General features: G+C 38.5%; 9 protein-coding genes. 6 read left to right on the forward strand and 3 right to left on the reverse strand.

What is annotated here, in order from left to right; all coding sequences use genetic code 11:
* Nucleotides 1–67: 67 nt before the first annotated feature.
* On the reverse strand, nt 68–709 hold the full coding sequence (locus CER18_RS00315; RefSeq protein WP_100128126.1) for a LysE family translocator: 642 nt from the start codon (nt 707–709) through the stop codon (nt 68–70).
* Between the two features lie 169 nt (nt 710–878).
* Here CER18_RS00315 and CER18_RS00320 point away from each other — a divergent pair, with 169 nt between their 5' ends.
* The 6 genes from CER18_RS00320 to trxA all read left to right on the forward strand — a co-directional run bounded on the left by CER18_RS00320 (nt 879) and on the right by trxA (nt 13209).
* On the forward strand, nt 879–2102 hold the full coding sequence (locus tag CER18_RS00320) for an argininosuccinate synthase (RefSeq protein WP_100128244.1): 1224 nt from the start codon (nt 879–881) through the stop codon (nt 2100–2102).
* Between the two features lie 383 nt (nt 2103–2485).
* Nucleotides 2486–4147, forward strand: a complete 1662-nt coding sequence (locus tag CER18_RS00325) for a lysine--tRNA ligase (RefSeq protein WP_100128127.1) — start codon at nt 2486–2488, stop codon at nt 4145–4147.
* A complete protein-coding gene (locus CER18_RS00330) occupies nt 4147–5721 on the forward strand; it encodes a peptide chain release factor 3 (protein WP_100128128.1) in 1575 nt (524 codons plus the stop codon). The genes CER18_RS00325 and CER18_RS00330 overlap by 1 nt, the downstream gene beginning before the upstream one ends.
* 386 nt (nt 5722–6107) lie before the next feature.
* Nucleotides 6108–9233, forward strand: a complete 3126-nt coding sequence (gene addB / locus CER18_RS00335) for a double-strand break repair protein AddB (protein WP_100128129.1) — start codon at nt 6108–6110, stop codon at nt 9231–9233.
* Nucleotides 9234–9235: 2 nt separating this feature from the next.
* The gene (gene addA, locus CER18_RS00340) at nt 9236–12709 is read left to right on the forward strand and encodes a double-strand break repair helicase AddA (RefSeq protein WP_100128130.1); all 3474 of its coding nucleotides are present in this window, start codon (nt 9236–9238) and stop codon (nt 12707–12709) included.
* 176 nt (nt 12710–12885) lie between these two features.
* Complete coding sequence (gene trxA / locus CER18_RS00345; RefSeq protein WP_100128131.1) at nt 12886–13209, forward strand: thioredoxin; 324 nt, start codon at nt 12886–12888, stop codon at nt 13207–13209.
* Between the two features lie 580 nt (nt 13210–13789).
* On the opposite strand, the gene tsaE is transcribed toward trxA, so the two are convergent.
* Together tsaE and CER18_RS00355 are read right to left on the reverse strand one after the other, a co-directional pair.
* Nucleotides 13790–14257 carry a tRNA (adenosine(37)-N6)-threonylcarbamoyltransferase complex ATPase subunit type 1 TsaE gene (gene tsaE / locus CER18_RS00350; protein WP_100128132.1) on the reverse strand — a complete coding sequence of 156 codons (468 nt, stop codon included), beginning with the start codon at nt 14255–14257 and terminating at the stop codon, nt 13790–13792.
* A 43-nt stretch (nt 14258–14300) separates the two neighbouring features.
* Nucleotides 14301–16766: a sensor histidine kinase gene (locus tag CER18_RS00355; protein ID WP_100128133.1), complete on the reverse strand. Its 2466-nt coding sequence runs from the start codon at nt 16764–16766 to the stop codon at nt 14301–14303.
* Nucleotides 16767–16769: the final 3 nt, after the last annotated feature.

A 16769-nucleotide genomic window follows, 5' to 3' on the forward strand; every position in this document is an offset into this window, starting at 1 on the left:
AACGGAGAGTGTTTCAGAATATCTAGAATTCACATTTAAATTAAAAATGATAAATTACACTTATAAATCAATTTTTTGTAACCATAAGAAGATGGAGGGCAAAGCTGGTAAAAATACCTGCAATAAGCCAGTCGAGAAAGCGAATATAAAGAGGATTTTTTTTAAGGGTTTTGGTGAGTTTATGCGCTGTAAAAACAACTGAAATTGTAATAGGGAAAGAAATAGGAATATAAGAGAGTCCTAAAAAGAGTAACTTTTGTGTTGCCATAGGATCATTCGCATTAATAAATTGTGGTAAGAATGTTGCATTAAAGAGTATAACTTTAGGATTGAGAAGATTAATTCCAATACCAGCAAGATAGTTGCGTTTAGAACTTTGAGGTTTAGAAGATGTTGGTTCAAAGGAAAGCGTAGGTTTTCTCCGTAATGCTTGAAAGGCAAACCATAAAAGATAAAAGGCGCCAACAATTTTCAGAAGAACAAAAGCGTGTGGCGCTGCAAAAATAAGCGCTGATAAGCCAAGAGCTACGGCGGTAACCTGAATGGCAAACCCTGTTGCACTTCCCAAGGCGCACATGATTCCAGCTTTTTTGCTTTGTGTAATGGTTCGTCCTACAGAAAGCATCATATCAGGTCCTGGAATAAGTGCTAAAATCAACGATGCTAAAGCAAATTGTACAATAATAGACCACTCCGGTAGAAATGACACGCAAACCTCCTCTTAATTTTTAAGCCGTGCTCACTATTTACAGTCCGAATCACCCTTATTTACGCTTTTTGAGTCTTTTTCATGTTGCTTAAAGAGAATTTATTTTTATATTTCTTGCATCGTTTTGATTTTTGAGAAAAATAAAAAAACAACGCGTAAGAGCTTTAAAATGAAAAAGTGGCAAAATATTAGAAAAGTTGTTTTGGCTTATTCAGGGGGATTGGATACGTCAATTATTCTCAAATGGTTGCAAAGTACGCTAGGCGTTGAAGTTGTAACTTTTACAGCGGATTTAGGGCAGGGCGAAGAGCTAGAATTTGCTCGTCGTAAAGCTGAAATGCTCGGTGTTAAAGAAATCTATATTGAAGATTTGCGTGAAGAATTTGTGCGTGATTTTGTTTTCCCGATGTTTCGAGCCAATACCGTTTATGAGGGGAATTATCTTTTAGGAACATCAATCGCACGTCCACTTATTTCAAAACGCCTTATTGAAATTGTTAAGGAAACAGGGGCCGATGCAATTGCTCATGGAGCGACAGGAAAAGGCAATGATCAGGTACGTTTTGAGCTTTCTGCTTATGCACTTAATCCTGATATAAAGGTTATTGCTCCATGGCGTGATTGGGATTTTAAGAGTCGGACAGATCTGTTTGAATTTGCGCGTATGCATCAAATTCCTGTAGAAAAGGATAAGCAAGGCGAAGCACCTTTTTCCGTGGATGCAAATTTATTACATTCTTCATCAGAGGGAAAGATTTTAGAAGATCCAGCACTTCCTGCTCCTGAATATGCCCATAAGCGTACTCTTTCGCCGGAAGATGCTCCAGATCAAGCAACCAGAATCACTCTTGGCTTTAAAAAAGGCGATGCTGTTTCAATCAATGGAAAAAATTTATCTCCTGCAACGTTACTTACAGAATTAAATCGTTATGGGCGCGATAATGGTATTGGTCGGTTAGATTTGGTAGAAAATCGTTTTGTAGGTATGAAATCGCGGGGTATTTATGAAACACCGGGTGGAACCATTCTTTTAGCAGCTCACAGAGCTATAGAATCTTTAACGCTGGATCGTGGTGCAGCTCATTTGAAAGATGAATTGATGCCACGTTATGCAGAACTCATTTATTATGGCTTTTGGTTTTCTCCTGAACGTAAGATGTTGCAGGCAGCGATTGATTTATCTCAAGAACATGTTGAAGGTGAAGTCACGTTAAAGCTCTATAAGGGGAACGTGATTATTGAAGGGCGCCAAAGCAAAAAATCACTTTATTCGAGTGAATTGGTAACTTTTGAGGATGATCAAGGTGCTTATGATCAAAGAGATGCAACTGGTTTTATTAAATTAAATGCTCTACGTTTGCGTACATTAGCAAGGCGTTGTCAAGGTGATTAAGAAAAGAAATAAAAATTACTTTGATAAGTATCATGTGAGGCAGTGCTTTTGTATGAAACACTTAACTTAAGAATTTTTACCTGTTGGTTTTTATAGTTCTTTCGTTCAATGTTAGAGTCTTCACTTTTTTGCGAATAACTATAATAAGCAAGATCCACGAAAATAATAATGAAGGCTCTGATAATCAAAAAAAGACAATTTTGCTTTATAACCTTCAATGTTTTTTATTTCACTCGGAACGAAATATGTTTACAGCGAGGGTGGTTTTTGTATTGTGACTTAAGAGTATAAAGAAATTTACATCTTTTTGCTTGCTATTATTGACGAATAAATTCAAGAACCATACACCCTATTTTTAAAGAGTATAATTTTTAGGATAAATAATGATGCGTAATCAGTGTGATGCCCTTAGCCTTACGCCTGAATTAAAGGATGCGGCTGCTCAATCGAGAACTTGGCCATTTGAAGAAGCACGTAAGATTATCAAACGGTATGAAAAAACGGGTTATCCAGACAGTGTAATATTTGAAACAGGTTATGGGCCTTCTGGTTTACCGCATATCGGAACTTTTGGAGAAGTTGCACGTACAACCATGGTGCGTCATGCATTTCATATTCTTACAGAGAATAAAGTAAAAACGAAGCTGCTTTGTTTTTCTGATGACATGGATGGTTTACGCAAGGTTCCTGAGAATGTGCCGGATCGCGAGAAGATGGAACATTATCTTGGTCAACCGTTGAGCCGTGTACCTGATCCTTTTGGAGATGATTATCCTTCTTTTGGAGCGGCAAATAATGCACGTCTACGAGCTTTTCTTGATCGTTTTGGTTTTGATTACGAATTTGCAAGCGCTACGGATTATTACAGTTCCGGTCGTTTTGATGAAACACTTTTAAAAATCCTTGCCTGTTATGACAAGGTAATGGCAATTATTTTACCGACATTGGGTGAAGAACGACAAGCAACCTATTCTCTCTTTTTACCGATTTCTCCCTTTTCTGGAAAAGTATTACAGGTACCGATGATTGCGCGTAATGTTGAAAAAGGAACGGTTACTTATATTGAACCCGAAACAGGAGAAACTATAGAAACGGAGGTTACAGGGGGCAAGGTCAAGTGTCAGTGGAAGGTCGATTGGGCTATGCGTTGGACAGCGCTTGGCATTGATTATGAAATGGCAGGAAAAGACCTTATCGATTCCACGAATCTTTCTTCTAAAATTTGTAAAGTATTGGGGGGGAAGCCTCCAGAAGGATTTAACTATGAGCTCTTTTTGGATGAGAAAGGGCAGAAAATTTCCAAATCCAAGGGAAATGGTTTAACCATTGATGAATGGCTTACTTACGCCCCAACGGAGAGTTTAGGGCTTTATATGTTTTCAAAGCCCAAAACAGCCAAAAGGCTTTATTTTGATGTTATTCCAAAAGCCGTGGATGAGTACTATGCTCATCTTTCAGCCTATGGTCGTCAAAGTTGGCAAGAACGGCTTAATAATCCTGTATGGCATATTCATAATGGTTGTCCACCGCGGGTTGATTTGCCGGTATCTTTTGCCATGCTTTTAAATTTGGTAAGTGCTTCAAATGCAGAGAATGCAGAAGTTCTTTGGGGTTTTATTTCTCGTTATGCTAAAGGAGCCAATGCGCAAACTTATCCAGAACTTGATCAATTGGTGAAGTTTGCCATTAAATATTTTGATGTTTTTGTCAAACCAAACAAAAAGTTTCGTACACCCGATAACAGTGAACGCGCAACATTAGCACAAATTGATGAAAAATTAGCCAATTTACCTGAAACTTTTGATGGAAATATATTGCAAAATACGCTTCTTGATGTTGCACGGTTAACGGAACGCTACCAAGATCATAGCAAAAAAAGCCCTGAAGGCGGTCCTGGAGTTTCCAATGTCTTTTTCCAAATGCTCTATGAAGTCCTTTTAGGACAAGAGCGAGGTCCACGATGGGGATCATTTATAGCGCTTTATGGGATTAATGAAATGCGTGCACTGATTGCTGAAGCACTTGCACGACCTGTGGAGGAATAATGGAACGAAGAGTGCAGGAAGTAAAGCGACGCCGTACATTTGCAATTATTGCTCACCCAGATGCTGGGAAAACAACATTGACAGAAAAGCTTTTATTGTTTGGTGGCGCTATTCAACTTGCAGGAGAAGTAAAAGCCAAAAAAGATCGTATTCAAACGCGTTCTGACTGGATGAATATTGAACGCGATCGTGGTATTTCCGTTGTGACTTCGGTGATGACGTTTGAATATGAAAACCATATTTTTAATCTCTTAGATACCCCAGGCCATGAAGATTTTGCAGACGATACCTATCGCACGCTTACAGCTGTTGATAGCGCTATCATGGTATTGGATGGTGCCCGCGGGATTGAACCTAGAACACTAAAATTGTTCGAAGTTTGTCGGATGCGGGATATTCCTATTGTTACTTTTATCAATAAAATGGATCGTGAGGCGCGTGATCCTCTTGAGCTTTTAGATGAAATTGAGGAAAAGCTTGCGCTTGATACCGCACCCATAACATGGCCTATTGGGACGGGTAAAGATTTTGTTGGTACCTTTGATCTTCATCATAATCGTTTTCGCCAAAAAGATGATGAGATAAAACAGCGGATTGTTTCAGATCTCAGTGAGATTGTTCATTTACTTCCAGAGTATCAACGTTCAACTTTTATTGAAGGGGTGGAACTCGCCCGAAGTGCTTGCAAAAATTTTGATCTTCAAGCTTTTCGTGAGGGTCACATGACTCCGGTTTATTTTGGTTCGGCATTACGAAATTTTGGTGTCCGTGACTTGATTAATGCGCTTATTGATTTTGGTCAAAGTCCGCGTGATCAAAGTGCAGATCAACGCAATATCATAGCAACTGAATCTAAAATGACGGGATTTGTTTTTAAAATTCAAGCGAATATGGACCCTAATCACCGTGATCGTATTGCATTTTTTCGGGTTTGTTCTGGGACACTTGAACGCGGTATGAAGACGAAGTTGGTCCGAACGGGAAAACCAATGACACTTTCAGCTCCACAATTTTTCTTTGCGCGTTCACGCCAAATTGCTGATCAAGCCTATGCGGGTGATATCGTAGGGATCCCTAATCATGGAACGTTGCGTATTGGCGATACTTTGACTGAAGGAGAAGATATCCTCTTTAAGGGAGTCCCCAATTTTGCACCAGAGATTTTACGTCGTGTTTGTTTGGGCGATCCAATGAAAGCAAAAAAGCTCAAAGAAGCTTTGCAACAAATGGCTGAAGAAGGGGTTGTGCAATTATTTATTCCTGATGATGGGTCGCCTTCTCTTATTGGTGTCATTGGAGCTTTGCAAATTGATGTTTTAAAAGAACGATTGAAAATAGAATATTCTTTACCCGTAAATTTTGAGCCTGCGCGTTTTAATTTATGTCGTTGGGTTTCAGCGCAAAGCAAAGATGAGTTGCAAAAGTTTCTCAGCAATCACCGTTCTGCTATTGCCTATGATTTAGAAAGTGATCCAGTTTTTTTAGCGGAGAACCATTTTTCATTGAATTATGAGGCAGAAAGAGCCCCTAAAATAAAATTTTCTGCTTTTAAAGATTATCAAGTACGCTCTTAACATAAAGAAGAATCTTTTATGTAACAATTGGGTTGATAATAATTTTTCACATTGAATCGGGAAGCTCAATATTGTTATTTTTTTCCGAAAATAAAAAGAGTATGTAAAGAACCCTTTCAGATTACATTATATCAAGAGAGGAGTAAATTTATGTATAATATTCAATAAGTTACAATATATTTATATTTGTAACGTCTTTTAAAATTTTAATATATTTTTTCACAATAGCTTAAGAAAAGGTCATATATTTCAGTATTTTGAATGTAAGCTAAAAATCTCCTGTATAAAGAGAGCTTTTCAGTTTTTCCTTGTATGAAAATTGTATACAGTCAAAATAATACAAATAATCAATAAGGTGAAATTTGTTATCCCAAATATGAGATCATATGATTTATAAACCACGTGTCTTTTCTATTTCTCCTGGAACGGCTTTTTTGCCTCATTTTGTTGATGCACTGCTCTCTGGTACCCTTATTGATGATTTTGCTCCCAATGGAGATATTCAAACGGCTCTTGCAGATAGCCTTATTTATGTTCCGACACGTCGTGCGGCTCGCGCTTTGCGTTTAGCCTTTGTTGAAAGAAGCGATACACAATCAACCTTATTGCCAACCATTCGTGCCCTAGGCGATGTTGATGAAGACAGTTTCCTTTTTGTTGAAAATCATACCAGCGCTCTTAATCCGCCTATTGGAGAGAGCGAACGCTTACTGCTTTTAGCGCGTCTTATTCGTCCATGGCGTGAAAGTTTGCCTGCACATTTGCGTGCTATGTTTGGTACAGAAGATGTACTTATTCCAGCGCATAGTGCCGATGCAATTTGGCTTGCTCAAGATTTAGCACATTTGATGGATGAAATTGAAACAGAAGCAGCAGACTGGTCAAAACTGAAAGATATTGCCCCTGATATGGTCGCTGAATGGTGGCAAATAACGCTCGATTTTCTAACGATTATTACGCAAAATTGGCCACAAATCTTGACAGAAAGGCAGCGAAGTAATCCCGCTGAATGGCGTAATCAAGCATTGACAATGCATGCAGAGGCTTTACAACGCGCGCAGTCTGATAAACCAATCATTGCGGCTGGTGTTTCAGGTTCTATTCCCGCAGTTTCTCATCTTTTAAAGGTTATAGCCTCTCTACCAAAAGGGGCTGTTGTTCTTCCTGGTCTTGATCTTCATATGGATGAAGAACAATGGAATGCACTTAGCACAAGCAATAAAGATAAAACAGCTTGTGATTTTTTTGATTATGCAGAAAACATTTTTAGCCATCCTCAATATCATTTAAAAAAACTTCTAACGCTCATGGAGTGTCAACGCGACCATGTTTGCGAAATTGGCCAACAAAGTACAATAAAGAAAAGGCGAATGGCGCTTTTATCAGAAGCACTCCGATCAGCTTCTACGACGGATAAATGGATACAAATTGTCCGTGATGATTATGAAAATCTTTGTGCAGATTGGTCATTTATTGAAGCTATAAATGAACGTGAAGAAGCTCTCGCTATCGCTGTTGCTTTACGCAAGGCTATTGAAGAACCCAAAAAAACCGCAGCCCTTATTACCAATGACCGTAATTTAGCCCGCCGTGTTGCTGCGGAATTACAGCGATTTGGCATTGAAGCAAATGATTCAGGGGGAATACCACTTGCACAAACATTGCCTGTAACGCTCTTGCGATTGATCTTAGAAAATGTTTTGCAACCCGATGATCCCATTGCTTTTCTTTCTCTTCTTAAACATCCACTGACAACACTCCAACAAAACCGTCATCGCTTACGCGAAATGGCAGAAAATTTTGAACTTTTTATTCTTCGAGGGAACACAGGGCGCATCAATCTTTGCGAATGTGATCAATTTCTTGAAAAATGGATTGAGACCTATACCCATGATCATGATCGTTCTGAAATTAATGCCCTTGATCAACAGAAATTTGAAGAAGCACGTCTCCTTTGTCATCTTTTGAAGAAAGCTGTTGAACCTTTAGCTTCTCTCATGAAACAAGAGGAAGAATGCACCATCAACGAAGCTGCGATAGCAACTGTTGAGGTTTTTGAAAATTTTGGGCGCAATGAGGATAATTCTCTTGCTCATCTTTATCAACACGAAGCAGGACAAGCCCTATCAAAATTTTTACGGGAATTGGTCAGTGATCAATCAGGATTAACATTTCATCTTTGCGAATGGCCCGCTATGTTTTCTGCATTGATCGCAACGCGTTCCGTTACACCTTCGCCTGGAGGACATTCACGTTTATTCATCTGGGGTACTTTAGAATCACGTTTACAAACGGTTGATACAGTGGTTATTGGCGGTCTTAATGAAGGATCATGGCCGATATCAACCCGAAATGATGCTTTTTTATCGCGACCGATGAAAATGATGTTAACTCTAGAACCACCAGAGCAGCGTATTGGTATTTCCGCCCATGATTTTCAATGGGCTATGGGAATGGATAAGGTGGTGATGAGTCGCGCATTGCGTGTTAATCATACCCCTTCTATTCCTTCACGTTGGCTACAACGCATAGAAACAGTGGTAGGAAAACAGGCTTGGAAACAAATCTGTGCACGAGGTGAAATATTACGCCATTGGACAAAGATGCTTGATCATACCAACATGATTTCTGATGTAGAACGACCTTGCCCTGCACCACCCCTTGATGTACGTCCGCGTCATTTTTCAGTCACTGAAATAGAAACATTGCGCTATGATCCTTATGCTATCTATGCCAAAAAAATCTTACGACTAAGACCACTTAAAAAACTTATTCACGATCCTAGTGCTATTGAAAGGGGAATACTTTATCACGCTATTCTTGCAGCTTTTTGCACACAAATAAAAAATCCAAATGCCGCAAATGCTTTAGATGTCCTACTTTCCATTGGACGTAAAGAATTTGATAAATTCAATTTTCCACCCGATATTGAAGCAATTTGGTGGAACATTTTTGAAAATCTTGCTCCACACCTTATTCAATGGGAACAAAGTTTAGGGCCGCGCGAGCGATATGCTGAAGTGGTCTCAGAAAAAATCCCTATAGGGACAACAGGGGTAACCCTTTCAGGGCGTGTTGATCGTCTTGATGTCTTGCCAGACAAAACGGTTGAAATTCTAGATTTCAAAACTGGAACGCCTCCTTCATCAAAACAGGTTCGTGAATTATTATTTCCACAATTGGCTTTAGAAACAGCTTTGCTGATGGAAGGGGCGTTTCCAGATTTTCAAGATCTTACCCCCTCAAATTTATTTTACATTCCCTTAAACGGAAAAGGCGAAATTAAATCCCAATCCATTCTTTTAAAGAAAAAAGAAGAAAAAACTTACCTCAGTGCCGTTAATCTTGGTGAAATTGCATGGAAAAATCTTATTGCACTTATAACGTATTATCAAAATCCACAACAAGGCTATCTTTCACATGCTGTTCCCATGGAAAAACGACATGAAGGTGACTACGACCATTTGGCACGGTTGTGGGAATGGTCAAGTGGTTTTTATAAAGAAGAGTAATCATGACTTTTTTTTCTATTCCTGAAGCTGCTCTTGATGCACAAGCAATGGCGACACATCCCCAAAAAAACGTGTGGGTTTCTGCAAATGCTGGATCTGGAAAAACCCACGTTTTAAGTGAACGTGTTATTCGTTTGCTTTTAAACGGTACGCCTCCAGCACGTATTTTATGCCTGACTTATACAAGAGCTGCTGCTGCTGTTATGCAATCACGAATTTTTCGCACGCTTTCCAGTTGGAATGAACTCGATGATACACAGCTGCAAGAAACCTTAACACGGTTTGAAAATAAACCCGTCAATGCGCAAAAATTAACTTATGCACGACAGCTCTTCGCTCGTGCTCTTGAAACACCTGGTGGCTTGAAAATTCAAACAATACATGCTTTTTGTGAATCTCTCTTGCATCAATTTATGTTAGAAGCCAATATCGCAGGGCATTTCGAACTTCCCGATGATATCAGTCGCGAAAAATTACAACAAGAATCTCGTCGCCAGCTTTTAGCACGTCGTGATGTACAACCTGCTTTGCAACAGTTACTTCAAGTTATTAGTGAACATACTTTTAATCAACTGCTCGATGAAGCCGTTGAAAAGCAACATAAACTCTCTGATTTTTTATCTTCTCTTCTGTCTGAAAATGGAGAAGAAAAATTGCGTGCGCTTTTTAACTTAGCACCCGATGAAACAAATCAAGGTCTGCTGGAACAAATTCAACAGGCTGCGCGCCTTCCTCTTTATGCTCTTAAACATGGTGAAACCAATGGTAGCCAAAGCTTTAAGGATATGGTGGAAAAATTTTCCCAATTAGAAAAGGTGCGTGATGAGACAAATATTCTCAATATTATTTCTGATATTTATTTTAAAACAAAAGGTGAGCCGCGTAATTTTTCACGTTTATCTCGTAAAAAATCCGATGAAATTTGGCCTTTTATTCAACAAATGCTTGAAGATAAACAAAACAAGCTTTCTGTCCTTTTAGAAAAATATCAATGCGCAAAAATTGCCACCCTCAATATGGCTGCTTTTAAGCTCTGTGCCGTTTATCTCAAAATCTATACGAATCTAAAAAAGGCCAATGGCATCTTGGATTTTGATGACCTTATTGAGCGTACGCTCCATTTGTTACAGCGCAAAGGTGCCAGCCAATGGGTGCATTATAAACTTGATCAGGGCCTTGATCATATTCTCCTTGATGAAGCGCAAGACACCAACCCTGAACAATGGCAAATTATTCAACTGTTGGCACAAGAATTTTTTTCAGGGTATAGCCAACGAACAAATATACGGACTCTTTTTGCTGTTGGCGATGAAAAACAATCGATTTATTCTTTTCAAGGTGCTGCTCCAGAAAACTTTGCTGCAAATGGACGAATCATTCAAAAAAAAGCGCAGCAAACAAATCAGCAATTTGAAAAAATACAACTGCATTACTCTTTTCGCTCTACAGCAGATGTTCTTAAAAGCGTTGATCTTGTTTTTGAAACACCAGAAAACTATAAAGGGCTTTCGGCAGAAAATACAAAGACGGTGCATGAAGCTATTCGTGTTCATAGCCCAGGTGAAGTTGTTATATGGGATGCCATTTCCAAAGAAACAAGCGAATTTCCCCATGATTGGCATTTGAGTGTTGATCATTTAGATACACCTGAAGTCCGTTTAGCAGAAAAAATTGCTGAAACGATTGCTGACTGGTTACAAAAAGGCGAAATGCTTCCAGCAAAGGGACGTTTAATACGGGCAAGTGATATTATGATCTTGGTTCGTAAACGTGATAAATTTGTTTCAGCTCTTTCCCGTGCTCTTAAACACCTTAATATTCCTGTAGCAGGGGCTGATCGTTTACAACTCACCAAACATATTAGTATCCGTGACTTAATGGCGCTTGGACGTTTTGTTTTGCAGCCACAAGATGATCTTTCTCTTGCTTGCGTTTTAAAAAGTCCCCTTTTTGCTTTTAGTGAAGAGGAACTTTATCAGCTTGCTACACACCGAACCGGCTCTCTTTGGCAAAGTTTATCTACGCATGCATCATCGCAGGTATCTTTTAAAGATGCTTTTGAAAGACTAAATCATTATCGCACTTTAGTGGATAAAATACCAGTTTTCGAGTTTTATAGCCATATTCTGAATAATGATAAGGGAAGACAAAAAATTCTATCTCGCTTAGGATCTGAAGCAAATGATGTGCTCGATGCTTTTATGGATTATACGCTCACGATTCAAAAAACAGGATTACCAGGATTACAAGCTTTTTTAGAAACATTAAGTGCAAGCGAGCCAGAAATTAAACGTGAATTTGAACAAAACAATGAAGAAATTCGTATCATGACGGTTCATGCTGCAAAAGGACTAGAAGCTGCTATTGTGTTTTTGGTTGATCCTGGTAGTGCGATTTGGCATCCTCAGCACGCACCTCATTTGCTTAAAGCTCCTTTAGACAATGCACAATGGAATGGACAACAAGCTTTTATTTGGCGCCCCAATGAAAATTTTGATACAAAACTCTCTAAGCAAGCAATTTCACATTTAAAAGAGCGTGCCGAAGAAGAGTATAGGCGCCTTCTTTATGTAGGAATGACACGTGCTGAAGATCGTTTATTTGTTTGTGGATATAAAGGTAAAAAAACACCCCCTCATACATGGCTACAACTGGTAAAGAAAGCCCTTGAACCTCATGCGGTTTCTATAAAAGGCCCCGCAGAAGATATTGCAGCTTGGCGTTATTGCATTACATCTTCTTCTGCCTCTATAAACCAAGAAATTTCCTGTTCTGAGAGTCAAGCCTTACCAGCTTTGCCTGCTTTTTTCTCTCATAAAGTACCAGCAGAACCAGTTCTCCCAAAACCGCTAAAACCCTCTGTTGCGAGCCTTGCCATTGAAGCTGATACAGAGCTTTCCTCAAACCCAAAGCAGCTTTTCACTTCACCTGTTTTAGGAGAAATAAACACCAACAGAGCTTTTTTCATAGAATATGGTCATCTCATTCACCGATTATTACAATATCTTCCCGACTGCCCTCCACAAAAACGTCAAGATTATGCTCGCAACTATCTCAATATCAAAGCTTCTCATTGGGATAAAAGCCAAAGAGAACGTGCTCTTCGCCATGTTTGGAAAATTTTAGATCATGATTACCTCAAACCCCTTTTCTCTGAGCAGTCACGTGCTGAGGTTCCCTTAATGGGGATTGTAAAAATTCGTGGAAAAGAACAAGCAATTTCTGGTCAAATTGACCGTCTTTACATCACGAAAAACAGCATTATCTTTGCTGATTTTAAAACAGGGATTCCACCTGAAAATGAAGCCGCTATTGCTCCTCATCATTGGTTGCAAATGGCACTTTATCGAAAATTGTTGCAAGCTATTCATCCTGATAAAGATATCCAAGCTCTGCTTATTTACAGTAAAGAAGCCAAAATTTTTAAACTTCTTCCAGAAAAACTCGAGGCATTTCTTGATGAAATTGCCCTATAAGTTATTGTTTCCCTTCAAAGTATCTTTACGCTTTTTTATTTTCCTAAAATTGCTCAAATAAACACGTTCCACAATTTTGGGTGCAAAAAAGTTCCTTAATAATTTATCTTTGCAATAACTTGATATGAATTGTTATCATACCAATCTATAAAAAAATAAGTATAAAGGATAAATCAATGACGTGTGTAAAAGTTGATAAGGACAATTTCGAAAGTGAAGTTTTAACCTCTTCCACCCCTGTTGTGGTTGATTTTTGGGCAGAATGGTGTGGTCCTTGCAAAATGATAGCGCCAATTTTGGATGAAATTTCAACAGAAATGCAAAATCAAGTTAAAATTGTCAAAGTAAATATTGACGAAAATCCGGAATTAGCTACCCAATATGGAGTACGCTCTATCCCTACATTACTAATGTTTAAAAATGGAAATGTCTCATCAAATATGGTTGGCGCTACCTCTAAAGGACGTCTTTCTGAGTGGATAAAAGATGGGCTTAGTTAATGCTATACATAGGTAATGATAAAGGAGAGAAATTTTAGTCTCTCCTTTTGATTTTTTTTAAATATTTTCTTCTTGGGTAGGGTTATAAAGATAGGGAATCCAGCACATAAAAAAGCAAATATCACTTTAGCAATAAGGGGGATTCTGCTTGGAGTGCTTGGCAATTATAAAAGAAGATTTTAAGCAAAAGTTTTGCAAGTTGCTTTTTTGAAGTTTACACTTTTTAAGGAGAAAGAAGAAAGCAATTCACTGTAGTTAAGTTAATACTTTTCTAAGAAGGTGACTACTTTGATATAAAATTCCCTTACACGTTTATCCAAAATCAAAAGAATTTTTTTAAAGTCTTCAAAAAAATATGAGAGACAAAAAACATTCTCTAAAAGAAACGAATTAATTCTTGAAAATTAATGAATGTCCTTTGCAAGTTATGCCATTTTTATAAAAGAGTCTGTTTTTTGTTTCATTTTCATGGTTGGTACATCCAGCAGGTTTTCTTTATGTTATTCATCATCTCAAATTTTATAAATACGTATTGAGGGCATTACAAACTAAAAAATGACGATGACCATATCGATATGTTTTATGTGTGAATTGCAAAAGACTGTTGCAAACGTTCAATGGAATGTTGTGCAGATCGCAGTGTCACATGACGCCCATGTGCTTTATATTGTAAGGTGAGTGCAAAAGTGGCAACCTCTAAAAGATCTGCACTTCTTTCTGGCCATTCAACGAGTAAAATGTTTTTCTCACGTGCTTCATGAAGCCCTAACTCATCAATTTCTTCTGCCATAGAAAGGCGATAAAGATCAGCATGAATAATTTCAAACTGTGGAAGTTGATAGCTTTGCACAAGTGTAAAAGTAGGGCTTGGAACCTCCATAGTGTCATCGTTTGCAAGCGTTTGGATGATTGTACGTGCGATGGTTGATTTTCCAGTTCCAAGATCTCCTTGCAGTGTCACAAGATCTCTAGGCTTTAAAGAAAGGGCTAAGTTTTTTGCAAAAAGCTTTGTTGCCTCTTCATTTTCAAGAAAAAAATCAAAATTCATCAAGATTTCCATGAATTGGATAAAAATATAACAAAGGTTAAAATTAAAAAATTTTATCTCCTTTGGAGAGGGGGAAAAAACACTTAACAGTTGTTCCTTTTCCAGAACCGGTAAGAATTTCAACATATCCACCGTGTAGTTCAACAAAACTTTTCACAAGTGAAAGCCCAAGCCCCGCTCCCGCACGCCCACCATGGTGTGAATGGGAAGAAAAACGTTTAAAAATACGATCAAGGATGTCTTCGGGAATATCAGAACCCTCATTGTGAACACTAAAGACAATGTTATCATCTTGTTCATCGACACAAAATTCAATCGTGCTCGCTTCCGTTGCAAAATTAAGTGCATTACTCAGGACATTCACAAAAATTTGATGTAAGCGTTTTTCGTCAGCAGAAATAGAATTTAAGGAAGGAGAAATTTGTTGTAAAAGCGTAATATGGCGTCCATTAAGGCGATCTTCTACACGAGCTACGGCTTGTATCATAGCATCAGCAATGTTAACTGATTTTATGTCTAATTCCATAATGCCCGCATCAAGGGTGGCAAGATCAAGAATATCGTTAACAATATTTAAAAGAGTTCCTGATTCTGAATGAATGTGCCCAAGATATTCTTGTTGACGTTCATTGATAGAACCAAAAATTTGATCCCGTAAAATATCCGAAAATCCAATAATATTGGTGAGAGGTGTACGCAATTCATAGGAAACATGTTGGACAAATTCATTACGCAAACGATCAGCACTTTCTAATGCTTCATTTCTTTCTTGAAGAGCACGTGCAACATGGACAGAGTCTGTAACATTCACAAAAGTAAGCATCGTTTGTCCATCGGGAAGAGGGACCAAAGTGTAATCAATAATCATATCATTTTTAAGATCTATACGCCCTGAATATGTTTCACGTTTTTCAGCAAAACCGGTAATGAATTTAGTAAACTGATCCCATTCTTGCCCCAAAGTTAAGGCTGAACAATGGTTTTGTAACTGTGTAATATGGGTTCCTTCTACCAGTAAATTATAAGGAAGCGACCACAATTTCGACAAGGCAGGATTAGATAAACGAAGGCGCCCATCAGTACCAAAAACGACCACGCCTTCGGAAAGTTTATCAAGTGTTTCCCCTTGTATTTTAATCAGTGTATTATAACGGCGTTCAAGATCAATTTTTTCTGTAAGGTTTTCATAAAGCCATGTGACCCCTCCTTGTGGATGAGGATTCGAGACAACACGCACCGTACGCCCATCTGGAAGATTCCAAATTTGTTGGTTTGATTCTGTTTGCCGATAGGCTTTAAAAAGTTCTTCTTTCCACGCGCGCCAATCAGGATGTTCAGCAATGAGCCCTTTTTCACGTAAACGTTCAAGAAATAATGTATGGCTTGGTTCACTTTCTAAAAAGGAACTCTCCAACGGCCATAGAATTTTAAAAGCATGATTGCAGAATTTTAATTTTTGGTTTGTATCAAAAATGGCTACAGCTGTTGAGATTTGGTCAAGAGTTTCACAATGGCTTTGAAGAACATATCTTAATTCATGAGCAAGATTTTCATAGGCACTGTCATCACGTGCAAAAGCAGCCATCCCTTCGGCTGTTGTGATCCGTGTGAGATGAAAACGGCGCCGTTCTCCATCAATGACGGTGTGAACATGTTCTTGAAAAATTGTTTCTGTTTCATCTGTTTTGCATTGTGTGTTTTCATTGAAAAGATCCCCCACATCATCACTGCCTTCACGATAGTCTGTCATTTCCCTAAAGGCGCGATTGATAAAACAAACTTTTCCTTCACAATCTTTTATCCATACAGGCTCTTGAATAAGATCAAGAAGATTACGTTGCATTCTCAGTTCAGTAAGAAGGCGGGCGATATCTTTCTGTAAACGAGCATTTTCGCTCTGCTGTTTTGAGATATCTTGAAAACGAGCAATGGCGACTGTTCCTGCGATGGCCCCTGTAACTTGTAGCAGGACATTATTTGTGGTGGTGATAGAAAGTTCAAAAGGGTGACATTTACAACGCAGTTGAGTCAATGCATAATCAACTTCTCGTAGAGAATTTTCTTCAATCCAGAGTTCAAAGCGCTGAAAATTTTGCTGATTAATGCCTATTTTTTGCAATGTGGAAAGGTTACCAACGACACGAGGTAAGGTTGTTGGATTTTCCCAAATAAGAAGGAGTTGCTCGGTTGCTTCCAGAAGCCATTCATAATATTTAAGTTTTTCAGAAAAATCTGCCTGAATTATCTTTAAAGGCTTCTGTACTGTTTTTTTTGTATGCATAATAACAGCTATGCACGTGAGAATTGAAGCACAAGAAATCCCTCCACACAGAGCTAAAAGCAGCCATGGACCATTTGGCAAAGTGAAGGGAAAAGGTAAATAATCTTCCAACGACTGAGCAATAGTGCATGTTGGAGAAAAAAAGAAAAAAAGGCAAAAGATATACGTGCAGATTCGAATCATTTTTTGAGCTTTTTCTTTGGGGGTATGGTCACCAAAGCTGAGCACGAC

This window comes from Bartonella tribocorum (assembly GCF_002777915.1).
Classification (GTDB): Bacteria; Pseudomonadota; Alphaproteobacteria; order Rhizobiales; family Rhizobiaceae; genus Bartonella; species Bartonella tribocorum_A.

What these genes read in the sequence shown, in the direction of transcription:
- CER18_RS00320 (WP_100128244.1), top strand. Translation starts at nt 879, where the DNA reads ATGAAAAAGTGGCAAAATATTAGAAAAGTTGTTTTGGCTTATTCAGGG.
- CER18_RS00325 (WP_100128127.1), top strand. Translation starts at nt 2,486, where the DNA reads ATGATGCGTAATCAGTGTGATGCCCTTAGCCTTACGCCTGAATTAAAG.
- CER18_RS00330 (WP_100128128.1), top strand. Translation starts at nt 4,147, where the DNA reads ATGGAACGAAGAGTGCAGGAAGTAAAGCGACGCCGTACATTTGCAATT.
- addB (WP_100128129.1), top strand. Translation starts at nt 6,108, where the DNA reads ATGATTTATAAACCACGTGTCTTTTCTATTTCTCCTGGAACGGCTTTT.
- addA (WP_100128130.1), top strand. Translation starts at nt 9,236, where the DNA reads ATGACTTTTTTTTCTATTCCTGAAGCTGCTCTTGATGCACAAGCAATG.
- trxA (WP_100128131.1), top strand. Translation starts at nt 12,886, where the DNA reads ATGACGTGTGTAAAAGTTGATAAGGACAATTTCGAAAGTGAAGTTTTA.
- tsaE (WP_100128132.1), bottom strand. Translation starts at nt 14,257, where the DNA reads ATGAATTTTGATTTTTTTCTTGAAAATGAAGAGGCAACAAAGCTTTTT.